At 45.5% G+C, this 21,645-nt stretch carries 21 protein-coding genes; 10 read left to right on the forward strand and 11 right to left on the reverse strand.

The genetic code is table 11. From position 1 onward, the window contains the following. Positions 1-124: 124 nt before the first annotated feature. Positions 125-904, reverse strand: coding sequence for a glycosyltransferase family 2 protein (locus tag LZG94_RS01800; RefSeq protein ID WP_233790269.1), 780 nt, complete (start codon positions 902-904; stop codon positions 125-127). Beyond that, positions 897-2,147 carry a glycosyltransferase family 4 protein gene (locus LZG94_RS01805; protein WP_233790270.1) on the reverse strand — a complete coding sequence of 417 codons (1,251 nt, stop codon included), beginning with the start codon at positions 2,145-2,147 and terminating at the stop codon, positions 897-899. The genes LZG94_RS01800 and LZG94_RS01805 overlap by 8 nt, the downstream gene beginning before the upstream one ends. Positions 2,148-2,272: 125 nt before the next feature. Between LZG94_RS01805 and LZG94_RS01810 the strand changes: the two genes are divergently transcribed. Beyond that, positions 2,273-3,181 (forward strand): class I SAM-dependent methyltransferase, encoded by a 909-nt coding sequence (locus LZG94_RS01810; protein WP_233790271.1) that lies wholly within the window; start codon positions 2,273-2,275, stop codon positions 3,179-3,181. Here LZG94_RS01810 and LZG94_RS01815 read toward each other — a convergent pair whose 3' ends face one another. Next, positions 3,182-3,673 carry an ORF6N domain-containing protein gene (locus tag LZG94_RS01815; protein WP_233790272.1) on the reverse strand — a complete coding sequence of 164 codons (492 nt, stop codon included), beginning with the start codon at positions 3,671-3,673 and terminating at the stop codon, positions 3,182-3,184. Positions 3,674-3,806: 133 nt separating this feature from the next. On the opposite strand from LZG94_RS01815, the gene LZG94_RS01820 reads away from it, so the two are divergent. Continuing rightward, complete coding sequence (locus tag LZG94_RS01820; protein WP_233790273.1) at positions 3,807-5,072, forward strand: nucleotide sugar dehydrogenase; 1,266 nt, start codon at positions 3,807-3,809, stop codon at positions 5,070-5,072. Between the two features lie 3 nt (positions 5,073-5,075). Here the strand turns inward: LZG94_RS01820 and LZG94_RS01825 are convergent, their stop codons facing one another. The 4 genes from LZG94_RS01825 to LZG94_RS01840 form a co-directional block, all read right to left on the reverse strand. Continuing rightward, on the reverse strand, positions 5,076-5,882 hold the full coding sequence (locus LZG94_RS01825; protein ID WP_233790274.1) for an FkbM family methyltransferase: 807 nt from the start codon (positions 5,880-5,882) through the stop codon (positions 5,076-5,078). 12 nt (positions 5,883-5,894) lie between these two features. Continuing rightward, complete coding sequence (locus LZG94_RS01830) at positions 5,895-6,797, reverse strand: glycosyltransferase (protein WP_233790275.1); 903 nt, start codon at positions 6,795-6,797, stop codon at positions 5,895-5,897. After that, positions 6,797-7,411, reverse strand: coding sequence for a methyltransferase domain-containing protein (locus LZG94_RS01835; RefSeq protein ID WP_233790276.1), 615 nt, complete (start codon positions 7,409-7,411; stop codon positions 6,797-6,799). The genes LZG94_RS01830 and LZG94_RS01835 overlap by 1 nt, the downstream gene beginning before the upstream one ends. Before the next feature lie 86 nt (positions 7,412-7,497). Next, positions 7,498-9,021, reverse strand: a complete 1,524-nt coding sequence (locus LZG94_RS01840) for a lipopolysaccharide biosynthesis protein (protein ID WP_233790277.1) — start codon at positions 9,019-9,021, stop codon at positions 7,498-7,500. A 51-nt stretch (positions 9,022-9,072) separates the two neighbouring features. On the opposite strand from LZG94_RS01840, the gene wecB reads away from it, so the two are divergent. Continuing rightward, positions 9,073-10,173: a non-hydrolyzing UDP-N-acetylglucosamine 2-epimerase gene (gene wecB, locus LZG94_RS01845; protein ID WP_233790278.1), complete on the forward strand. Its 1,101-nt coding sequence runs from the start codon at positions 9,073-9,075 to the stop codon at positions 10,171-10,173. 34 nt (positions 10,174-10,207) lie between these two features. Further along, on the forward strand, positions 10,208-10,852 hold the full coding sequence (locus tag LZG94_RS01850) for an FkbM family methyltransferase (protein WP_233790279.1): 645 nt from the start codon (positions 10,208-10,210) through the stop codon (positions 10,850-10,852). Position 10,853: 1 nt separating this feature from the next. On the opposite strand, the gene LZG94_RS01855 is transcribed toward LZG94_RS01850, so the two are convergent. Next, the gene (locus LZG94_RS01855) at positions 10,854-11,513 is read right to left on the reverse strand and encodes a GNAT family N-acetyltransferase (protein WP_233790280.1); all 660 of its coding nucleotides are present in this window, start codon (positions 11,511-11,513) and stop codon (positions 10,854-10,856) included. A 565-nt stretch (positions 11,514-12,078) separates the two neighbouring features. Here LZG94_RS01855 and LZG94_RS01860 point away from each other — a divergent pair. From LZG94_RS01860 to LZG94_RS01870, 3 genes are all read left to right on the forward strand, one after another. After that, positions 12,079-12,699 carry a response regulator transcription factor gene (locus LZG94_RS01860; RefSeq protein WP_233790281.1) on the forward strand — a complete coding sequence of 207 codons (621 nt, stop codon included), beginning with the start codon at positions 12,079-12,081 and terminating at the stop codon, positions 12,697-12,699. Positions 12,700-12,796: 97 nt separating this feature from the next. Beyond that, a complete protein-coding gene (locus LZG94_RS01865; RefSeq protein WP_233790282.1) occupies positions 12,797-13,327 on the forward strand; it encodes an RNA methyltransferase in 531 nt (176 codons plus the stop codon). Between the two features lie 88 nt (positions 13,328-13,415). Continuing rightward, positions 13,416-13,850 (forward strand): histone H1/H5 family protein, HCT subfamily, encoded by a 435-nt coding sequence (locus LZG94_RS01870; protein WP_233790283.1) that lies wholly within the window; start codon positions 13,416-13,418, stop codon positions 13,848-13,850. A gap of 41 nt (positions 13,851-13,891) precedes the next feature. Here LZG94_RS01870 and pgeF read toward each other — a convergent pair whose 3' ends face one another. Then, positions 13,892-14,668 (reverse strand): peptidoglycan editing factor PgeF, encoded by a 777-nt coding sequence (gene pgeF / locus LZG94_RS01875; RefSeq protein ID WP_233790284.1) that lies wholly within the window; start codon positions 14,666-14,668, stop codon positions 13,892-13,894. A gap of 197 nt (positions 14,669-14,865) precedes the next feature. Between pgeF and LZG94_RS01880 the strand changes: the two genes are divergently transcribed. Together LZG94_RS01880 and LZG94_RS01885 are read left to right on the forward strand one after the other, a co-directional pair. Next, positions 14,866-15,861 carry a glycosyltransferase family 2 protein gene (locus LZG94_RS01880; RefSeq protein ID WP_310589844.1) on the forward strand — a complete coding sequence of 332 codons (996 nt, stop codon included), beginning with the start codon at positions 14,866-14,868 and terminating at the stop codon, positions 15,859-15,861. A 39-nt stretch (positions 15,862-15,900) separates the two neighbouring features. After that, the gene (locus tag LZG94_RS01885; RefSeq protein WP_233790285.1) at positions 15,901-17,130 is read left to right on the forward strand and encodes a metallophosphoesterase; all 1,230 of its coding nucleotides are present in this window, start codon (positions 15,901-15,903) and stop codon (positions 17,128-17,130) included. 26 nt (positions 17,131-17,156) lie between these two features. Here the strand turns inward: LZG94_RS01885 and LZG94_RS01890 are convergent, their stop codons facing one another. Continuing rightward, entirely contained in the window at positions 17,157-17,363 is a 207-nt protein-coding gene (locus tag LZG94_RS01890) for a hypothetical protein (protein WP_233790286.1), read from the reverse strand. A 190-nt stretch (positions 17,364-17,553) separates the two neighbouring features. On the opposite strand from LZG94_RS01890, the gene LZG94_RS01895 reads away from it, so the two are divergent. Then, entirely contained in the window at positions 17,554-19,011 is a 1,458-nt protein-coding gene (locus tag LZG94_RS01895) for a gluconokinase (protein ID WP_233790287.1), read from the forward strand. Between the two features lie 71 nt (positions 19,012-19,082). Here the strand turns inward: LZG94_RS01895 and LZG94_RS01900 are convergent, their stop codons facing one another. Then, positions 19,083-21,482, reverse strand: a complete 2,400-nt coding sequence (locus LZG94_RS01900) for a TonB-dependent receptor (protein WP_233790288.1) — start codon at positions 21,480-21,482, stop codon at positions 19,083-19,085. Between the last annotated feature and the right edge of the window lie 163 nt (positions 21,483-21,645).

Raw genomic sequence — 21,645 nt, forward strand, 5'->3', positions numbered from 1 at the left:
TTGAAAACGCATGTAGTATGAGTTGTTAACATTCCGGTAAAAAATAGGATATCTTCGACTTTATATGCTGCGCTCGCGCGTTTTGAAGCACAATTTAAAATGGTAATAAAGAAGAATGGGGGTATTACCAGTACTTACCTCTCTTGACAGCAAAATTAATGCCGCGGTAAATAATCTTCCCGTGATTTAAAATGGTGGAAATCAAACCGAAATGTCGTTTCAAAACTATGAAGCGATCTGTCAGCGAGCGTCGGTGATTTTTGACGGAAGTACCGCCCAGCAAGTAACGGCAGAGTATAAATGGAAGGAAATGGGTGGACCTGGCTTGTTTAAGACATTTTATTTCCCAGTCAATATCGGCACTGAGGTTATTGATATCGTAAACAGGCGCTATCTCTTTTTTTACTATAAATGCCTGGTGGCAGATTTTCATCCCAAGGTTGAAGTCTTTCCAGCTGATATTTTCGGGCAGATCGTGCGGCGTAAACTTACTACGAAGTCCCTGCTCTTTCCCCGATTCAGTAACCATCATTGCGTCGCTGTAAACGATATCGAAACTTTGATTCAAAACAGGAAGTAAGTCTCGCAGAATATCACGATTGTAAATTTCGTCGCCGGCATTCAAAAACCATAGGTATTTGCCGCTGGCCAGCGCCATGCCTTTGTTCATCGCATCGTAAATGCCCCCGTCTTTTTCAGAGACAGTTTTGGAGATCAGTTCTGAGTAGCGCCCGCATATTGAAAGCGTGTCATCGTTGGATTTCCCGTCGATGATGAGGTATTCTACCAGCTCTGGTTTTTCAACTTGTGCAAGAGCCGCCTGCACACTTTTGAGCGTGCGTTCCACGACAGTTCCGGCATTGTAAGTCACCGTAATTATGGTCAATAGCGGCTGGTTATCCATTCAGGAGCGACTGATAGAGTTGTTGATATTGATCTGCAATAATATGCTCGGAATAGCTTTCCAGCACTTTCTCCCGGGCAAGCGCAGCTATTTCACCATCCTGATCATTTTCCAAAACCCATTTGATTCCTTCCATTAGTGACAAAGCGGACTTGAGTTCGGCTACATAACCATTTTTTTTGTGGTCGATCATTTCAGGAATTCCGCCCGTTTCAAAACCCACTGCCGGCGTACCGCAGGACATTGCTTCCATAATAGTATTGGGCAGATTGTCTTCCAGCGAAGGCACCACGATCAGGTCGGCAGCATTGTAAGCGTCGACCATTCCGTGTGGCTCCGTGATTTTCCCAAGATAATGTACCGGCACCGGAAAATCGACCAGGTTATCCTTGTCTGCTTTTCCAAAAATCATCACTTCAATATGCGGAAAGTGGCTTTTCACCAAAGCCAGCGCTTCCTGAAAATAGCTGAATCCTTTTCTTACATCCTGAATATTGGCGCCGGTGAAAAGGATCAGCTTTTTCTCGACAGGTAATCCGAGGTTCATTCGCGCCATATTTTTATCGAGCGGCGCGAAAAACTGCGTATCAATGCAGTTGGGGATGCACTTTGAGCTATTACCGGAAGTGAGCGGCGCTTTTTTTACCATTTGATCCAGCCAGTTGCTGGGAGATATCAGTGCCAGATTTTTTTTCGCGTACAATGCTTCTTTTGCCTCAAACTGAGAGAATGAAATGTCGTAACGGTCGGGTTTGGCGAGATAGGGACAGTAGGCGCAATGCGTCAGGAACTTGTCACAGCCGCGACTATAATGGCAGCCGCCCGTAAAAGTCCACATATCATGCAAGGTCCAGACGATCGGTTTTCCAAGCTGAAACAGTTTTTCCAGCGAACTGATTGACAAAAAACCAAAATTGACCCAATGCAAATGGATCACACTTGCCTGCCGAACCAACGGATGTTCCGAAATATCAATACCCGCTTTTGCCGGCGAAAACGCAAACCGGACAGAGGCATCTTTTTCGTGCGGATAAAAGGCGAGGCGCTCGGCAATGAAGTAGCTCCATGCCTTTCTTTTTTGCCATTTTGTATCGGCCAAACTTGTTACATTTTCCTCTTCCCGGCTTGAAAACTGAGTAAGTAAACGCGAATCAACCCCCGATTTTTGCAAGGCCTTGTGTAGCCTCGTCGCCGCCACTCCCGCGCCTCCTTCCAAATGAAATGTACTTAAATGAAGTACCATGTAAATGTTTTGTGCTGATCCGGTTCCGCGGCAATCGTGTTATAGGTGGTAAATTTAAACAGTTCCGGGGTTAAAAATTTTATTCGTTAATCTATCTTTATCGGGAAATAAGTAAACTGACGAACATGTCTAATGAAAAGCGCAGCCACGAAGCGCATTCGGAGTGGTACGATGTTCAGTACGCAACGAAGGAAGCGAAGGACCGGGCGATTGAGTTGTGGGAATATGATAATCAGCATAAAACGATCAATCACTGGATCCACCAACGAATGCTGGCGCTGGCCAATCCATTCATGAATGAACCGAAATCCTGGCTAACTGTCGGTGACGGTTATGGATTTGATGCCAATTATTTTTTTAAAAACGGGCTAGAAACAACTGCTACTGACATCTCCGAAGCATTTCTGCCTTTGTCAAAGGCAAGAGGTTTTATTGATAAATATTCCGTTGAGAATGTAGAGAAGCTGACTTTTGAAGACAATAGTTTCGATTACGTGTTCTGCAAGGAAGCTTACCACCATTTTCCAAGACCGTATCTGGGCGTTTACGAAATGCTGCGCGTTGCAAGAGAAGGTGTGATCCTGGTCGAGCCACACGATCCGATCTCAAAAATGCCCTTTTTATTAGCATTAAAGAATATTTTTGATCGGTTTGATACAACACTTTTACAGAAATATTGGAAAAACAGGTATTCGTTTGAAGAGGTCGGTAATTACGTTTTCAAGCTTTCGGAGCGGGAAATGGATAAGCTGGCCAATGGAATGGGGCTTCCGATGGTGGCATTTAAAGGTATCAATAACAACTATTATCACCCTTCGTACAGCCAGGAAAAAGCGGACGATTCCTCAGTCGCATTCCGCAAGATCAAGCGCAAGCTCGCATTTCATGATTTCCTGGTAAAAGCCTCATTAATGCCTTCGCAAGTGTTATGCGCGGTGATATTCAAGAAGATACCTTCTCAGCAAACCCTGGAAGCAATGCAAAAAGACGGTTTCCAGATCCATACATTCCCGCCCAATCCCTACGCCCATTGATCACTCTCCCGGCCTGAAACCGATCGGTGATCTTTCATTCGGTGGACCGAGGAGGTAAGTAAGTGCTTCGTGAATATCCTTGAATTTGACCTCCATTTCATTTTCAAGTGCGTCAATTCTTACTTTGAGTTCTTTGGAATCGAGGTAAAACTGTCGCATTGTTACAAATGCGCGCATTACTGTAATATTCACCTGCAAAGCTTTCCTACTTTTCAGGACGCTCGACAGCATAGCCACACCTTGTTCGGTGAATGCAAATGGGAGGTATCTGTTACCGCCCCAGGTTGAGGTCACGTTTTGTGACCTCAACCCGATGAACTCATTCTGTGTGAGTTCAAACATAAAATCGCTCGGGAACCGGTCCGCATTTCTTCTGACAGCCTGTTTCAGTGCTTTCGTCTCCACTCCATACATTTCAGCAAGGTCGAAATCGAGTATTACCTTAAACCCGCGGAGGGTAAAAACTTTGTTTTGTATGATATCCAGTTCCATAGTATTGTTTAAAATTTCTCGGCTTCACTTTAATCAATACGTAGTAAATGCAAATAGGTAACGGTCAAAATTGAAATTTTTTGGTAGGGTGAAATATGCATAGTTTTATGCCCTACAAAATAACTGAGCGTAGATGTTTCCGGATTTGCAAGAGAAAATTGCCGTGATCGGGCTGGGATATGTGGGCCTGCCGCTGGCGGTGGCGTTCAGCGATAAGTATGATGTTTTGGGATATGATATCCAGAGCCAGCGCATTTCGGATCTGCTAGGTCATGAGGATACAACCAGAGAAATTTCCAGTCAGGAACTGGAAGCAGCAGTTAATCTGCGGTTTTCAAATACGGAGTCAGACCTGGAATCAGCGAATATCTACATTGTAACAGTACCTACACCGGTAGATCAGCGCAAAAAACCAAACCTGTTACCATTGCTCAATGCGAGCAGGATGATTGGAAGATATCTTCGCAAAAACGATATTGTGATCTATGAATCAACGGTTTATCCGGGTTGTACGGAAGAGGATTGCGTGCCGGTGCTGGAAGAGGTGAGCGGATTGAAGTATAACGTAGATTTCTTCTGCGGCTATTCACCCGAACGCATTAACCCGGGAGATAAGGTGCGGACTTTCACCAAAATAAAAAAAGTGACCTCCGGCTCGACACCGGAAATTGCAACATTTGTCGATAATTTGTACGCATCTGTAATTACAGCGGGCACGCATTTAGCACCCAGCATCAAGGTTGCCGAAGCTTCCAAAGCGATTGAAAATGCGCAGCGCGACGTCAATATTTCCTTTATTAACGAACTGGCGCTGATTTTCGACAGGATGAATATAGATACCACCGAAGTGCTGGAAGCCGCCGGAACGAAATGGAATTTCCTGCAATATAAACCTGGGCTGGTTGGCGGGCATTGTATCGGTGTCGATCCCTATTATCTTGCCTACAAGGCCGAATCGCTGGGTTATTATCCGCAGGTTATTCTCTCGGGCCGGGATGTGAATGATACGATGGGTGTTTTTGTGGCTAATAAATTAGCGAAGCTCCTAGCAAAAAAAGGGCATCGACTGGATACGGGCCGGGTACTGATTCTCGGTATTACATTCAAGGAAAACTGTGCGGATATGCGGAATACGCGCGTTGTTGATGTGTATCATGAATTGCGCGATTTTGGTTTGCAGGTTGATATTTACGATCCTTGGGCCTTGCCCGAACTGGCGCTGGCTGAATACGGGATTTCACTGGTTCCCGAGCCAAAAGGTCAATATGAAGGAGTAGTGTTGACCGTGGCGCACGATCTGTTCCGTGAGCTGGACTTCGAAAGCTTCACTTTTTCTGAATCAGTTATTTATGATTTGAAATCGGTATTGCCGCGCGAAATGGTGGATGCGAGGTTATAGTGATTATTCCCGCCAGCCGAAGATATTTAGTTGCAGGTCCATGACGTCGTTCCCGCGGTAGCGGCGGTTTGTAAAAGGTCTCTGGCGGTGCTGATTGGTATCCACGTAATATCTGAACCCATTTTCTTCGAAGATCCGGATCACATCTGCAAGTCCTTGCGGATTGTTGAAATAGGAATGAAACTCAACAAAAAGGTTGCTCACGTGCTGTAAATCGTACCGGCAATCGTCGAGCACTTCTTTCTCTGCGCCTTCAATATCTATTTTGAGGAAATCAATATGTTTCTCGGCCAGCAAAAAGTCCTTCAAACGGACAGACGCGACTTTCTGTTTCTCTGATTGCGAATAAATCGAGGAAGAGTCCGCCGACTCGCTGCCGAACCAGATACCTTCCGAATCTTTCCAAACTGCTTTGTCAACCACCTCCACACCCTGAATCGCATTTGTAGCCAGGTTCTTTTTCAGCAATGCAGCTATTTCGGGTTCGGCCTCAAATGCCAGTACGCGCGCATTGGGGTACAGATTTTTGAAATACAAAACACTCATACCCACATTTGCACCGCAATCAAAAATGACGGGCTGCGGGTTTCTGGTCTCAAAATGATAAAATTCATCTGCAAAAATCTCCTTGTGCTGCCAAAGGAATGACATTACATCGGGCACCGACAATTTGAATTTCCCGAATGCAACGTCAGTTAGTTTATACCTGGGACTGTTTCCATATTTTAATAACAAACCCACAAACTCCCGGCCGGCAGCCGTGTTGAGCGCATTATAAGGTTCTTTCAGCAGGTATCGGAGCCAGTACATAAGCGGTGGAGGTCAGATTCGGTACTTGACCCAATTTTTTATTTTGACAGAAAAAGGTAAATCATAATACGCCCGGAACAGTCGGATTACGCGCTCGTCGGGCTGAATATCAGGTTTCATTTCAACTTTGCCGGTATTCATTTCGTGCCCGTAACTTCCGGATTTGAAGGTAAAATTAGTGCCGCTCCCGTCTGTTCCAATGTTTTTTATTTTGGAATGAACCGGGTACAAACCGTAAGCTTGCTGCTGCGACTGCGTAAAAGTCCACCGGATCGCCCAGGAATCGATGATACCCCGTTGCTGCTTCACAAGCATTGGCCAAAGGTCATTTCCACCTTTTTCCAGCCTTTCACGAATAGGAGCAACTGTTTCAGAATTTGTCAATTCCTCCGCATTCCAGTCGGCTTTTTTCCATTTTTCCGCCCAGGTACCCCAGCCCCAGGAGCTCGCTCTTGGCGCGAGATAAACGTCGTTTTTATAGTTTATTGGAATTGAAATCGGTGGTGTGTAGGCAGTTACCGTAAATATATCTTTCCGGGAACGGTACACTTGCAGAGCCTCATTCATATAGTCCAGGAAATCGGGCGTAGTGAGCATATCATCTTCGAGCACAATCACTTTTTCGTAACGCGCAATTACCTCGCTTACGCCCTTTATCACAGAAAAAGCAAGCCCCTGATTTGTTTCTGACTCCGTAATATTGATTTTTTTAAAACCGCTTAATTGGGAAATATAAGCCCGTATTTTGTGAATCGCAGCCCGATCCGATTCCTTTTTCGGGCCGTCGGAATAAATGTATAATTCACTCTCCGAAGCCAGGGTATTAGCCTGCAAATGTTCCAGTGTCTGCCGCAAATGCCCGGGCCGGTTGTAGCAGAATAATACGATAGGAGCTAGCGGTTCCGACTGATTCATCAGTTTTTATAAGCGTCAATGATCAGGGAGGTGTAGCCGAGTTTACCGCCTTTGTTGCGGTCGTCGTGATCGGCGGATCGCCTGACCATTCCGTCTTCGGTCCGCCAGGGATTTTTGTGGAACTGACCATTTTCGTCGAAATATTCAAGCGGTTTTACGGTAAAACCGATCTCTTCGAGGAAACCTGACATGATCTGGTAGTTGTACAAAATCTTATGATCGTCGGCGCCTTCGCCGGTCCCGCCGGGCTTGACGTAATTAATGTAGTTTTCGTCTGTATGGTAGCCGTCGGGTACTGCAACTCTCAGAAAGCCGCCGGGTTTCAAATACATATAGCAATGCTTGAAAGCCAGCTTTCCTTCTTCGGGAGTCAAATGTTCCCAAACGTGCTCGGCGAGAATGCGGTCAATGCTGTTTTCTTCAAAGTACTTAGCCCAGTCGCTCTCTTTCAGTAAGTTAAGTGTTTCAATATCAGAGTGTATCCAGCCTTTGTAAACGGAAAACATCGAGCCAACCACCATATTGATCGGCTTGCTACGGTCGTAAGTTGTTAACTGAAACCGGCTGAACGGTTCTTTCAGAAGGCCGGCTACTATTTTTTGTTTTAAAGACATTGATCAGGCTGATATGTAAATACTCCCGGGTTACAGGACGTTTTTACCCAAAGATAATAAACTTAGAATATCCGCTTCAATCCACCTTATTTGTGTCTGAGCAGACTTGTTTTGAAAAACTGCCAGCCCAGATTGAAGCCGGCCGAAATATCCTCCGAAACCTTCCAGACCAGAATTCCGCCGCCAAAAATGGTGGTTACCAATACGGATCTCAACAAAATATCGAATAGTACGGTGCTTAGAACTCTGGAGTCTGTGGGTGCTGGAATAAAATAAACGGACAAATAGGCTACTGCAGCCAAAAAAGCCACTTTTATGGTACCAACCGTAAATGGTTGAATGCCCATTTTATTTTTGATAAAAAACAGTTTCAGAAAATTGTAAGTAATCGTAGAGAATAGCGCAGCGGCGGCAGCTCCGTTATAACCGTATAGCGGGATCAGTAACTGGTTGCTTAACAGTAGCATAACCGTGAAAAATAGCATAAATACGATATCGTACCGATAGAATTTGGAGTTGGTCAATATCTCCGTATTCAGTCCCGTGGCCATATCAAAGATCTTTGAAACGCCCACCATAAACACAACCCATTTTCCCTGCGAGTAAATGTCAGATTTCGGGATCAGTCCGAAGATCGAATCAATATTGCACCAGATACCCAGGAACAGGAAGGTGCCGATAATAAAAAGGTTTAGGGAGGATTTCTTGTAAATATTGTCAATGTGCGCAATGTCATTTTTCGCGTAAGCTTCTGAGATAATCGGCGCGCTGATCATTACGATGCTGTTTCTGGGAATGGAAATAACCAATGCGATCCGCGATGCAATATCAAAAATCGCGGTGTTGCTCAAACCCCCTTCAAATGCCGGAAGCAGCACTTTTTCGATATGCGGAAGTAAAGCTGCACTGGCGCCGCCCAGCAAAACCCAGAGCCCGTAACGGTACATTTCCCGGAATGCGGGATGCTTGATAAAACCGAAATCCAGCGAAGTATAGAGCCTTTTCTGGAAATATAAATAGATCAGCATTGCCGCGATCGCCAGTGCATAACTCAGTACCGTGAGCCAGACCAGCGTATCAAACGAGATGATTTTAAACCCAAAAAGAATAACCAGCAAACTATTCAGCAAACGCAAACCGACCTCACGGATCAGCGAAGGAACTGCAATGCGCAAATTGATGCGGGAATAGGATTCCAATGCCAGTAAATAAACCATCCCTACCGTTAGGGGAATGAAAACGTAATAGTACTTGACCAGCAAAGGAGAATGGTCGAGATATAGGTTTAAATAAAGGGGCTTAAAAAGCAGGTAGAGCGAAACAAATGCAGCGAGCCCTACCAGCGGCGTGACGATAATGAAGGTAAAAAGCTGCCTACGCGACGCATCGTCCTGAAACCGGCTATGGAATCGCACAGCCACCGAGGGTACGCCGAGCAATGCGAAAGACATGTAAATCACCGGGAAAGTGAGCAGGGTAGAAGCATACAAACCCAGCTGCTCCTGCGTCATGAACTGGTTATAGAGGATCAGAATGTTGAAAGTTCCTATGATTACCCCGACGTAGGAAACAATAGAACTTTTTAAACCCTGACGAACAATAATCCCCATTGAGTGAACTTGATTGGATTGCGAAATAAGCCAAAAAGCAGGAGATAGCCTATGAAAATACTGACAGTAGCCGGTGCGCGTCCGAATTTTATAAAAATAGCGCCATTGCACCGCGCTTTCAACGCTTGCGGGGATTTTGTCTCGCGGACAGTACATACCGGTCAACATAGCGACTTTTCAATGTCGGGCATATTTTTCCGCCAGTTGGGATTGCCTGGGCCGGATCATTTCCTCGGCATAGGAGCGGGAACACAAACAGAGCAAATTGCGAAGATTATGCTGGCTTTTGAACGAACTATCAAGAAGGAAAAGCCGGATTTGATAGTTGTTGTCGGCGATGTGAACTCTTCTTTTGCTTGCGCTTTGGTAGCTGCTAAGCTACACATCCCGATAGCGCACGTGGAGGCGGGTCTGCGTTGTGGTGACCGGAAGATGCCGGAGGAAATAAACAGAATATTGATCGATGCGATGGCCGATGTGCATTTTGCAACTGAGTCTGCTGCCGTGGGAAACCTGCTCAATGAGAATATCGATCTGGATCGTATTCATTTGGTAGGAAATGTCATGATCGATTCGCTGTTGTATTACATGCCTGATATTGAAAGGATTACTTTATTGCAAACGCTTGGCATCACCCAGCCCTATCTTTTGCTCACTATGCACCGGCCGCAAAACGTAGATAGCAAGCCGGCACTTGAGAAATTGCTGGATCTGATAAATGCATTGGCTTCCACCCGTCTCGTGATTTTCCCGGTGCATCCCAGAACCCTTAATAATATCAATCATTTCAACTTACTCACAGCATTTAACAATATTAAGAACCTGCGTTTACTGGTGCCTGCGGGCTATTTCGAGTTTGTTCATCTGACCAAAAACGCGGTATTGGTGTTAACTGATTCAGGCGGGGTTCAGGAGGAAACTACATTCTTACGCATTCCATGCATAACCCTGCGTAAGGAAACCGAGCGACCGGTGACGGTTTTGGAAGGGACGAATCATTTAGCAGGAGATTATTCGGTAAAGAAAGTTGTGGCACTAATAGATGGTATTTTGTCAAAACCTCTAAAAGATACCCGAATTCCGTCTGGCTGGGACGGGAATACAGCTACCCGCATTACTGCTATTCTGAGAGAAAAGTACATTAATTCGTAGGTTTGTAGCCGACAATATCCGAGCAGCAATATCAATGTTGAAACAAATTAAAAATAGTGCGTGGGGTTTGCTTAATAAAATGGGCCTGGGCGGCAGCGTTCAACTTTTCATGGGCGGGGCTTTGAAACAATATGGCTGGTTTAAAAGCTATCATACCAAACAGTCTGTCGATGCCAGCGGAAACCCGCTTCCGTGGTATACTTATCCCTTCATACTTTTTCTGAAACCGCGTTTAAAGCCTGAGTTTACCGTTTTTGAATATGGTTCGGGGAATTCTACAATCTGGTATGCCGGGCAGGTTCGGTACATTACTGCGGTGGAACATGAAGCCGGCTGGGTCAAACTGATTGCTCCAAAGCTGCCTGCTAATACTACCCTGCTCGAAAAACCGCTCGGGGACAGTTATATAAAAGCGGTACAGTCAACCGGTGATCTGTACCAAATCATAATCGTCGATGGCCGGAACAGGGTTAAATGCGCCATTTTTGCCTCTGATTTCCTTACTGATGATGGCGTGATCATTCTTGATAACTCTGAAAGAACCTGGTACACACCTGCCAAAGAATACCTCGCGACCAAAGGTTTCAGGCGGCTGGATTTTATCGGAATGACGCCGATTGTAGGTATTGAAACGTGTACGAGCGTTTTTTACAGGGACGGAAATTGTCTTGGTATATAGCTTAGAAGGCCAAATGGTAGGTGACTTTCTCACAAGTTTCAGCCCCCAGGTTGCGTTTGAACCGGCTCAGTGATTCCTTATGGGCTCCTAAATGATCCAGAGAAGTCCCGAGGTCTAATATTTCAAAACCATTCCGCTGACCATATTCATAGATTTTTTGAGTCAGGAAAACGATCGGGCTGAATGCGGCGAAATCCGGCCGGTAGGAAGAGAGGAATGTATACAATATCTTTTCATTAACGCGCACTACGATAACCAGCGCAATGATTTCGTTGTTTTTTGTTGCTGTGAAGGTCAGAAAGTCGTTGGGGAATTGAGTTAGCAACACTTGCAGCTCATTTTCCGAAATAGAAATGTAGTAACCTTTTGTTGTTCTGCATTGAAGCAAAAAGTCATAGCATTGTTTAGCTGTCGGCTGATTTGTCAAACCCGCCTCAAAGCCAGCATTTAAACACTTTTTGAGTCTTCGCTTTTCCGACAAATGTATGCCGCTTAGAAAATCGGAGGGCGTGATAGGAATATGTTGATTTGAAATGGTACATAATTCGCAATTGTCAGTATTATTGTATACGTCATGTAGTACCGTGTGTATGCCGGGGTCGTAGCAAGTAGGAGCGGTTTTGATGGTAAGCTTCTTCCCCGATTGAGTTTTAATCCACATCTTTATAGTATTCAGGAAGAAGGACAGATCGGTATTTGCACAACATTTATACAACTGTATTCCGCCAAACGGAGACCTGGGAGGGGATACCCAGTTGACACCATCCGGTGACGAACAGTGAAATTCTGCTACAACGTCCGGAGAGTCGTTTTGAAGCAAAAAACAGGAGAAAATGGGCTGATCGGTTTGCGTAACAAGGTGTTCGGGCGTGTAATAAAGATAGCGGCCCGGCCGGTAGTCAGCTGCTTCTGGAAAGTGCTTGTCGAATATCAGGACAGTATTTCGACCATCGTCCAAAGAAAATACGGTGCTTTTCCGTAAATCGCGTATAAACAAGTGTGTGTAATTGTAATTGTGAATATAATGGTATACTAATTTGATATTTTTTATGTTTAATACAATGCAGATTGCTATTTTTGTTAATTATTCAAACAGTCCGGATTGAGAGGTTGAGAATAGCACTGGTTGGTAATCAACTCTTTGAGCCCCGCGAGCGACCGCGCAAAGATGAAAGCTTAACATTAATTTAACCAGATTTTTACATTTTATTGGCCCCAGCCCATTCATGAAACACATACTTATTGCCGAAGATCATGCAGTAGTGAGAATCGGTACGAAGCACCTCCTCAAATCCCTTATTCCGGATTCCACAATTTCGGATGTTGATGATTTTGATAAAATCTTGCAGGAGATCGAAGTGAAGTCTTACGATCTGCTGATACTGGATATTAATATTCCGGGCGGAAATACAACCAAAATGGTTGAAACAATCCGCCAGAAATCTCCGGGAACCAGGATATTGATGTTTTCAAGTTACGACGAGCAACTCTACGGACTCATGTACCTGCAAGCAGGTGCCGACGGTTATCTGTCCAAAGACGCTCCCGAAGAAGAATTCAAAACAGCAGTAATGAGCGTTTTGAACAATAAAAAATATATGAGCGAGGATATGCAGCAAATGAATATCAATCGCCTGATCAATCCAAAAGAATACCTGCCGGATCCCATCGTCAGCCTGTCGCCACGCGAAACGGATGTGATGAACTTGCTGAAAGAAGGGTTAGGTACTGCCAAAATCGCCGAAAAACTGAATTTGCAGCTTTCGACTGTGAGTACCTACAAAGCGCGGATTTTTGAAAAGCTTGGTGTAAAGAACATTGTTGAGCTGATCACGAAGATCAAATAACGAATTAGCATGATCAAAAAAGCTCCTGGATATACTTCGGGAGCTTTTTTAGTTTATAGTAGGCCGGAATGCAAGCCGGAAATCGCTTTTTTTAAATATGAGAAAATTAGAAGTAGACGAAATGAACCGCCTCAGTGTCGAGGAATTCAAGGAATCGGAAAAATTTCCTTTTGTAATTGTACTGGATAATATCAGAAGTCTTAATAATGTAGGTTCATTTTTCCGGACCGCGGATGCATTCCGGGCCGGAAAAATTTATTTGTGCGGTTACACCCCGCAGCCGCCCCACCGCGAAATTACAAGAAGCGCACTCGGCGCGGAGCTGGCTGTGAGCTGGGAGAAAGTTGAAGATATCTCAGACCTGATGATCCGATTAAAAAGTGACGGATACCAGATATGGTGCGTGGAGCAAGCTGAGGGAAGTGTCTTATTGCAGCATTTCAAAACCGAGCGTGGCAAACCCTGCGCCTTTGTATTCGGAAATGAAGTAGAAGGAGTTGCCGACCAGGTGATCGCTGCGAGTGACGGTTGTGTGGAGATACCGCAATTCGGGACGAAGCATTCATTTAATGTTTCCGTTTCGGCAGGAATCGTACTTTGGGAGTTTTTGCGGGAAAATATAACATAAATATAACACTGGAAATTTGGTCTTTACCAATTAATAAACGGTAATTGCAGGTTACAGCATTGATCCTTTGTACTAAGAAAATAACCTTATGAAATCCGCTACAAAAAAGTTATCCAGCGAAATTGCCGAAACGATCACAGGTAAAATTGAGGCCGTTTCAGCCGGTTCAAAAAAAATAAAGAAGTCGATTGAAAAAGCGGCTGCGAAGCTTGCTAAGAAGGTCGCTAAGTTCGAAAAGGAAACTTTGAAGAAGAAAGAGAAAGACACAAAGAATGCTGAAAAGAAGATAAAGGGAAAAGGAAAAGACAAGAAAGACGGCAAAAAAGGTAAAGCTGAAAAAACTGAAAAGATCGCGGCGCTCGTTGCAGCTGCATCTTCCAAAGCACCGGTAGCAGCTCCTGCGAAGCCGGTTGTTAACAAAGCAGTTGCCTCAAAATCTGTCGCTCCAAAAACCAGAGTTTCGAAACCAGCGGTTCCTAAACTGGCACCAATCACGCCGGAACCAGTTTCCTCTGAACAATAGTCAATCGAAATAAAGCCAGCCCGCAAGCTGGCTTTATTGTTTTACACCTTCGGGAAATAGCCGATCGTTGCCAGCAGGCGGCCGGTTATGCCATTTTCCAGCCGGTAGGAAAAGTAGTCTTCATTGTGCAGTACCGTGGAATAACGAGATATCTCTATATTTTCCTGCAATAGCCCGGCTGCGAGAAGTTGCTCCCGGTTAGCGTTTTTTAAATCCACAAAAAACTTTCCTTTATTCTCATCCCAGCGCTTGAATGCACTGGTGAAATGCTGCGCCACATCTTCACCTACCTCAAAAGAACATTCATCAATACAGGTACCGACGTACGCGAAACAGTTTTTCGGGTCAGTGCCGAAGGAGCTTTGCATAGCCGCGATCGTTTTACTCACAATTCCACTCACAGTTCCGCGCCAGCCCGCGTGAATGGCCGCCGAAGCCTTATTGACAGCATCAAACACGAGAATAGGCGTACAATCAGCGACCGTTACAGCCAATTGAATACCCGGAACATTTGTTATCAATGCGTCAAAACCTTCAAATCTGTCGGGTGCTTTTACATTGATAATCTCATTTCCATGCACCTGGTGGGATTTGGCGACCTGCTCAAATGGCACGCCTAGCGCCGCGAAGAACAGGTGGTTATTAGCCAGAATATGCGCATGCGAATCTTGCGAGCCGCCCAGATTAAGCGAGTTGAATGGAGCCGGACTTACCCCGCCGTGCCGCGTACTTTCGGCAGCTATCACGTGTTCCAAACCTGCAAATATCGACGGTTTGCGAAACAGTGGTTTTTGATTTGTTGTGCTGAAATCGGTCATTTCTTAATTCGTGTATTTTTTCAAAAGTAGGCTAATAAGCTTTGGAGCGGAAAAGCTGCTGAATTTATTTTACGCAGCAGTGGTTTGAAGATTGGGCCGGAGGATCGTGGGCCGGTAATTGCCGCAAGTAAGCGGACAGCCCGATATTTGTAATAAATGAATAAATTTGCCCCGGGCGAACAGCTTAAAATCAATGCATGAGTGATATGATAAAAGTGAGTGTCTGCGTAGTTACCTATAACCACGAGAAATTTGTAGCTAAAACGCTGGATTCTATATTGATGCAGCAAACTACATTTCCCTTTGAAATTGTGGTGGGCGACGACAACTCCAAAGACAATACTGCCGCGATCCTGAAGGAATATCAGCAGCGTTATCCCGACAAGATCAGGCTGTTGCTTCATCCCAAGAATATGGGGCTGAACGGAAAATACAATGCATTGTCCACATTTGCCGCCGCGAAAGGTGAGTACATTGCGCAATTTGATGGTGACGATTACCTGACTTCCCCGCATAAGCTGCAAAAACAAGTGGAAATGCTCGATGCAAATCCGCATTATTCCGCCTGCTATCATAATGCGCGTGTTATTTTCGACGATAATGCAGCGCCTCCTTACCTGGTAAATTCTCTTGATAAACCTGAGATAACGGTCGACGATCTGATCGGGGAAGATGAATTGTGCTTTATTGCTACTTCCAGTCTGATGTTCAGGAGAGAGGATTTTGCAAAACATCCAGATCCTGAGTGGACTAACCTCTCGACCAGCGGAGATATTCCGCGCAATATCATGCTCGCCACGCGCGGACCGATCGGTTATATTAATGAAGAAATGTCCGTTTATCGGAAAAACAGGGGCGGGGCGAGCTTTGCTGACAACCATTACGGCGCTGATTTCCTTTTTAACCGTATTCAAATGTATTCGAATATTAATAAGGAATTGGGGTATAAATACGATGACCGGATCAAGAAAAATATCTCGGTATATTACTATAAGTTGCTGTTTTCCAGGGAGTACGGTCACACTTACTGGCCGAGGCTGAAATTTGCGCTTAAATATCTTTCCCTCGGCGACCCTGCGCCGGATCGAAGAAAAGAAGTGATCAGGGATTTTATCATTCCCGGCTTTGCAATGAAAATTTACAGCTTTCTTGCTCTCAACCTTTATAATCTGAAATCGAAAGCGAAAGCTTAAAACTTAAAAAGGGCCGCTACTGGCCCTTTGCTTATTCCTATGCCTGAATCTCCAAAAGAACGAGCTGAAAAATACCTTGACCTTGGTCACAGTGAAGCTGAGAACCACGCGAAAACGCAGCTCGAACTGTATGAAAAACGCGTAAAAGATACCGCATCGGCCACGAATGCGATCTCAGAGTTTTTCAAAACCAACCTGATCGATTTTGCTTGGCATTACCTGCGCAGCCGCTTCGGTCCCCGGCACCCTTATCAGGCTTATCCAAGAAATGGCGATACCGGCATTTATAAACTGCAATCCTCCATTCCCAGCCGCACCGAAATCAGCCTCGCTTTGCTGTCCGACTGGGCCAGCGATACGGAGGAGTCTGACAAGATAGCCAACCTGGTTTCCAGGTATACGCCCGATTATTCCATTCATATGGGCGATATTTACTTTGTAGGTACGCCGAAGGAGATCGAGTTAAATTTCACAGCGCCTTACGCTTCCTGGTATTACGGCGCGTCGGGCAGTCTCGCATTGTCGGGTAACCATGAAATGTATTCGAATGGAAATGCTTATTTCCAGCATTTGCTGCCCGCCATGTACGCGATGGAGGGTGAAATCAAGAAAACGCAGCAAGCCGGTTTTTTCTGTCTGGAAAATGACGACTGGCGGATTATTGGGATAGATACCGCCTACACTTCGGTGGGCCGCCCGCTGCTCGAAATCATTTCACCGCCCGATTGCCATTTAAAAAGGGAGCAGGTGGAGTGGCTTCGGGATGTTGTAAAGTTGGGAGATAAAGAAGATAAAAGAGGACTGGTTTTTCTGAGTCACCATCCTTATCTGTCCGCATTCCGGGAAGAATATCCCAAGCCAGGCGCTCAGATCAAGGAATTATTGGGCGAAGCCGACAGGCCGATCGTCTGGATATGGGGACACGATCACCGGCTTGTGATTTATGATATGGTCAAAAATGGCGACGGGCCGGTTGCCTACGGAAGATGTATCGGCCACGGTGGATTGCCGGTTGAAATTAAGCTGCCCGACGCGACTGATATCAAGAAAATTAAATATTACGATACGCGCGTGCGGACTGTAATTAAAAGGCATTCACTGGGTTACAATGGATTTGCAAGGGTATTGATCCAGGGGAAGGAGTTGAAGATCGAGTACCGGGATATTGAAGATACTTGCGTGTATGAAGAAGCCTGGGAGGTTGATAAACAAAATGGCCAGCTCTCCTGGAAAATCAATCACGTGATTCCGGAGCTGGCCATTCAGTAATATCCGGCACGTGGCCGGCAAGCAAATTAGTGATGGTGATCGGCGTCGTGGCTATTATCGCGGTAAAACGCTGCAAATGTGACGATCAGCCCAATTGTTCCTAATATAAATGTGAACAAATCGCCGAATATCGCAAGAATAGCAAATAGGATTACGAATGCTGCAATGTAAACAAAGCTTGATAATTTGGTTGATTCGGTATGTTGCGTTTCAGACATTTCTATATCGGTCATGTAATTGATTCCTTCGCGAAAATAATAATTACTCCTCAGGTTTCAGTTTTTCGGCTCGTTTTTTTAGGTGAAAAGCAGTGAATAGCAATCTGACTTGCAGCTTATTCTAAAATCAATACATTTGTTTTAATAAAATTCGCGGTAAAAAGGGTAGTGTAATCCACCTTTTCCAAGACTAAAATTCGTTCCAATGCCCTATTTGATCGGTTGTGATATCGGCACAACAAATGCAAAATCCGTCGCTTTTGATTCCGTTTCCGGTGATATTCTGGCTTCCCACAGTGAAGGTTATGAAATGAACCATCCTCAGCCCGATTGGAGCGAGGAGGATCCCGAAGAGATATTTCAGGCGGTTTGCAAAACGCTGCAAAAAGTAGTCGAGGAAGTAAAAGATAGCGAGCTGCTCGGCGTGAGTTTCAGCGCGGCTATGCACGCAGTGCTTGCATTGGATAAAAATGGAAAAAAGCTGACAGAACTGGTAATTTGGGCCGATAACCGCAGTTCCAAGATTGCTGTTAAACTACATGCGTCTCAGGTTGGCAAGAAAATATACAACAACAATGGAACGCCCATCCATGCGATGGCGCCGGTTTGTAAACTACTCTGGTTCAAGGAAAATGAACCCGGGCTCTACAAAAAAGCCAGCAAATTCATTGGAATCAAAGAATATGTGATTCATAGATTGACCGGGCAATATCTCGTGGATTATTCTATTGCTTCGGCTACCGGGATGTTCAATATCAGGGAATTGCAGTGGGATACTTATACTTTGAAAAAGCTGGGCTTAAAGTCTGAAAAGCTTTCCAGGGCAGTTTCTCCCTACCATATTGAGAAAGTACCTGCGGGTAACGAAGCAAAATTGCCGGCGGGGACTTCGTTGATCATGGGCGCGAGCGATGGTTGCCTGGCTAATCTGGGCAGCGGCGCAATTCATCCCGGTTCAATGGCCGTCACGATCGGCACCAGTGCAGCTGTGCGGATTTGTTCCAATAAGCCTTATTCTGATCAGTTAATGCAAACTTTCTGCTACGTACTCGACGAGCAAACCTATATAGTTGGCGGGCCTTCCAATAATGGAGCGGTGATTTTTGAGTGGCTTGTTAATACCTTTTATCCGAACGACGAATTCGATACAGTTGTCAAAGAGGCTTCTGAAATTGAACCGGGCGCCGATGGTCTGCTTTTTTATCCGTATTTACTCGGTGAAAGGGCGCCGCTTTGGAGTTCGATGGTCCGGGGCGGCTTTTCGGGGCTCGATATCCGGCATACCCGTGCGCATTTTGCCCGTGCCGTGATGGAAGGTATTATGCTGAATTTGTACAGTATTGGTAAAATTCTACTGGAAATGGGAAAGATCCGGACGATTTATGCAAACGGCGGATTTGCCCGCAGCCCGGCCTGGGTACAGATGCTGGCGGATGTTTTCGGTATTGAAGCAAAATTGAATGAAACCGTCGAAACCGGTGCGGTAGGCGCAGCGATGATGGGATTGAAAGCGCTGGGAGTTTACAATAGCTTCTCCGAACTGTCGTCTTTCACGACGGTAGGACAGGAATTTGACCCTGTCCCATCTGTTCACAAAATATATGATTCGCAGCACGAGCGTTTCAGCAAAGGTGCGCAGCTTATGCTTTCTCACGCGATCTGATCTTTTACATTTAAATACAAAAAATGCCCGACTGATCAGCCCGGGCATTTTTTGTATTGATGCAATTGAACCTAGAACTTGTAAGCAATGCTTAATCTGTAATTTCTCGGAGGCTCAGCCTGCCAGTAATAGGATGTGATCGGGTTACCTGCTTCGGTTGTGAAATTATAGGTACCACCGCTGTACAGGTATTTATCCAAAATATTAAACACATTGAGTGTCAGACGGATTTTGTCTTTTTCCCAAAACACACCACCATCAAGTTTGAAATAATCAGGAAGGTTGTAAGTGTTATCAGTATTGCTCCAAGTAGAAGTGGCGCGGTCGCCCTGGTAAGTGAAACCGCCGGATATTCCAGCACCTTTCAGCGCACCTTTCTGAGCTTTATAGCTCAGCCAGCCATTTGCAGTATGTTTTGCAAAACCCGGCACAGGATCTCCAACTTTGGCTACTTCCACTCCTTCGGTAACCTTGGTTACTTCTGAGTTGGTGTACGCATAATTGGCTGTCAGGTTCAAGCCCGGCCGGATCGTTCCGCGCACGTCGAACTCGATTCCCTGCGCCCTTTTCTGACCTAGTTCTACACTGAAACCTGAGTTTGCAGGACGCGTTGGGTCGCCGGTAAGCTCATTATTTTTAAGGATGCGGTAAAATGCCAGGGTTGTATTCCAGCGTCCGTCCGCCCAATCTCTTTTCAAACCAAATTCTGTATTGTTACCTGTGATCGGCTGCACCTTTTCGCCGCTGCTCAAACGTCCCGATTGCGGCAGGAACGCCTGGTCGTACAGCGCGTAAACTGAAGTGTTTTTAGTAAGTGAAATGCTCAAACCAAGACGGGGAGTAAAATGACTCGCTTTGTCGGGTGCCGCACCCCATTGTGCCTGGCTCAGGTTGGTATATCTTCCAGCAATAGTCAATCGGATCTTGTTGTCAAGGAATCCAAGTTCATCCTGCAAATACAGACCTGTGTACTTCTGGTCCATCAAACCACCTGCCTGTACAGCCCGTGCTTCGAGATTGAGGGTGCGGTCAAATACCGGGTAACCCGCGTTTGGCCTGCCGTAAAATGGAGCCTTAGGATTGAAGAGGCCGCCCAGTGTATCCAATGGAGCCGATTGTGCCCAGTCGGCAAGATATTCTTTTGAACCTACATCAATACCTCCCAAAAGGCGATGTACAACACCTCCCGTGGTTACTTTACCATTCACAAATACCTGTCCAAGCGTCATTTCGCTTTTTGCATCCCAGATACCCACACCACGCTGCATGGTCGCGTCCGGGTTCACCAGCCACGGCCACTGGCTGCTGCCTGCCATTTTGTAGTTCAGGTAAGCCAGCTGACCGGTAATTTTCCAGTCTGCATTGATTTGGTGTTGAAGATTAATAAAAATACTGTGGTCCGTGATCTTGGTCGGGCTAAGTCCCGGAGGCGTCGAGGTGTAATCTCTTGGCAGGGTAGCATATCCCTCTGGCGAGAAAGCGTAGTAAGAACCCACATCCGACATTTTGGCGTATTGCAGCGCGTATTCGGCGGTCAGTTTCGTTTTTTCGTCGATCTGATAAGTGATTACCGGCGCAACGCTGTAACGGTTATTGTATTCATTCGGGCGGAAAGATCCTTTATTTTGGCCTGCCAGGTTGAGGCGATACAGGAATTTCCCGTCTTTGCTGAGCTTACCATCCAGGTCGAGCGTAGCGCGGTACAGGTCGAAACTTCCTATTGTGAAGCTTGCTTCTCCTTTGGTTTCACCGGTTGGTTTTTTGGTAACTACATTATAAAGTCCGCTTGGGTCGCCATTTGCAAGCATAAATCCAGCCGGGCCTTTCACGAACTCAATGTGATCTACAAAACTCATATCCTCAGTCAATGGACCCCAGAATGAGTTTACGATATTAAAACCGTTACGAAAAGCCTGGATCTGCGAACCGCGCATGCTGATATTGGCATACATATCTCCCCAGTGTTCGAGGCGGGTTGCGCCGCTTACATTGCGGATCAACCCATCGCTCATACTGATAATCTGCTGATCTTCAAGTGCTTTTGAAGTTACTACCTGTACATTCTGAGGGGTTTCCAGAATAGGGGTCATCAGTTTCAGGCTGGGGGAGAGGTTTTCATTGCTATATACATTTCCGCCCTTTACGATCACTTCCTGCAATTGATTGGCACTTTCTAAAAGTGTAATAGAAATCTCGGCAGTTTCGCCAGCCAGAATATCAATCGGTTTTTCCAGCGTTTCGGAGCCAACGAAGCTAATAAGCAAAGTATATGCGCCGGCTTTCAGTCGCTCAATTGTGAATTTTCCTTGAGAGTCCGAAATGTCACCCTTCGAAGATCCTTTGATACCCACGGAAACAGATTGGGCCGGCTGCCCGTCAGAACTTAGTATTTGCCCTGTAACTCTGCCCGTTTGCGCAAAGGCAGCGGCAGTTGTCAGCAGCAACAGAAGGAGCGTGTAGATTTTTTTCATTTCTTATGAATTGGACTTTGGAGTTAATAAGCGCGCAAATATGAAACGGGTAATTTTGCGATACAAGTTTTTATTTAGATTTATTTAAAATAACGATGATCAACCGATCGCTCCCAATTATTAAAAGGGCATAAGAAAAGCCGCACAATCCAGGATTGCGCGG

This window comes from Dyadobacter sp. CY343, from assembly GCF_021390335.1.
Taxonomy (GTDB): Bacteria; Bacteroidota; Bacteroidia; order Cytophagales; family Spirosomataceae; genus Dyadobacter.

What these genes read in the sequence shown, in the direction of transcription:
- LZG94_RS01800 (WP_233790269.1), bottom strand. Translation starts at nt 904, where the DNA reads ATGGATAACCAGCCGCTATTGACCATAATTACGGTGACTTACAATGCC.
- LZG94_RS01805 (WP_233790270.1), bottom strand. Translation starts at nt 2,147, where the DNA reads ATGGTACTTCATTTAAGTACATTTCATTTGGAAGGAGGCGCGGGAGTG.
- LZG94_RS01810 (WP_233790271.1), top strand. Translation starts at nt 2,273, where the DNA reads ATGTCTAATGAAAAGCGCAGCCACGAAGCGCATTCGGAGTGGTACGAT.
- LZG94_RS01815 (WP_233790272.1), bottom strand. Translation starts at nt 3,673, where the DNA reads ATGGAACTGGATATCATACAAAACAAAGTTTTTACCCTCCGCGGGTTT.
- LZG94_RS01820 (WP_233790273.1), top strand. Translation starts at nt 3,807, where the DNA reads ATGTTTCCGGATTTGCAAGAGAAAATTGCCGTGATCGGGCTGGGATAT.
- LZG94_RS01825 (WP_233790274.1), bottom strand. Translation starts at nt 5,882, where the DNA reads ATGTACTGGCTCCGATACCTGCTGAAAGAACCTTATAATGCGCTCAAC.
- LZG94_RS01830 (WP_233790275.1), bottom strand. Translation starts at nt 6,797, where the DNA reads ATGAATCAGTCGGAACCGCTAGCTCCTATCGTATTATTCTGCTACAAC.
- LZG94_RS01835 (WP_233790276.1), bottom strand. Translation starts at nt 7,411, where the DNA reads ATGTCTTTAAAACAAAAAATAGTAGCCGGCCTTCTGAAAGAACCGTTC.
- LZG94_RS01840 (WP_233790277.1), bottom strand. Translation starts at nt 9,021, where the DNA reads ATGGGGATTATTGTTCGTCAGGGTTTAAAAAGTTCTATTGTTTCCTAC.
- wecB (WP_233790278.1), top strand. Translation starts at nt 9,073, where the DNA reads ATGAAAATACTGACAGTAGCCGGTGCGCGTCCGAATTTTATAAAAATA.
- LZG94_RS01850 (WP_233790279.1), top strand. Translation starts at nt 10,208, where the DNA reads ATGTTGAAACAAATTAAAAATAGTGCGTGGGGTTTGCTTAATAAAATG.
- LZG94_RS01855 (WP_233790280.1), bottom strand. Translation starts at nt 11,513, where the DNA reads ATGTGGATTAAAACTCAATCGGGGAAGAAGCTTACCATCAAAACCGCT.
- LZG94_RS01860 (WP_233790281.1), top strand. Translation starts at nt 12,079, where the DNA reads ATGAAACACATACTTATTGCCGAAGATCATGCAGTAGTGAGAATCGGT.
- LZG94_RS01865 (WP_233790282.1), top strand. Translation starts at nt 12,797, where the DNA reads ATGAGAAAATTAGAAGTAGACGAAATGAACCGCCTCAGTGTCGAGGAA.
- LZG94_RS01870 (WP_233790283.1), top strand. Translation starts at nt 13,416, where the DNA reads ATGAAATCCGCTACAAAAAAGTTATCCAGCGAAATTGCCGAAACGATC.
- pgeF (WP_233790284.1), bottom strand. Translation starts at nt 14,668, where the DNA reads ATGACCGATTTCAGCACAACAAATCAAAAACCACTGTTTCGCAAACCG.
- LZG94_RS01880 (WP_310589844.1), top strand. Translation starts at nt 14,866, where the DNA reads ATGAGTGATATGATAAAAGTGAGTGTCTGCGTAGTTACCTATAACCAC.
- LZG94_RS01885 (WP_233790285.1), top strand. Translation starts at nt 15,901, where the DNA reads ATGCCTGAATCTCCAAAAGAACGAGCTGAAAAATACCTTGACCTTGGT.
- LZG94_RS01890 (WP_233790286.1), bottom strand. Translation starts at nt 17,363, where the DNA reads ATGACCGATATAGAAATGTCTGAAACGCAACATACCGAATCAACCAAA.
- LZG94_RS01895 (WP_233790287.1), top strand. Translation starts at nt 17,554, where the DNA reads ATGCCCTATTTGATCGGTTGTGATATCGGCACAACAAATGCAAAATCC.
- LZG94_RS01900 (WP_233790288.1), bottom strand. Translation starts at nt 21,482, where the DNA reads ATGAAAAAAATCTACACGCTCCTTCTGTTGCTGCTGACAACTGCCGCT.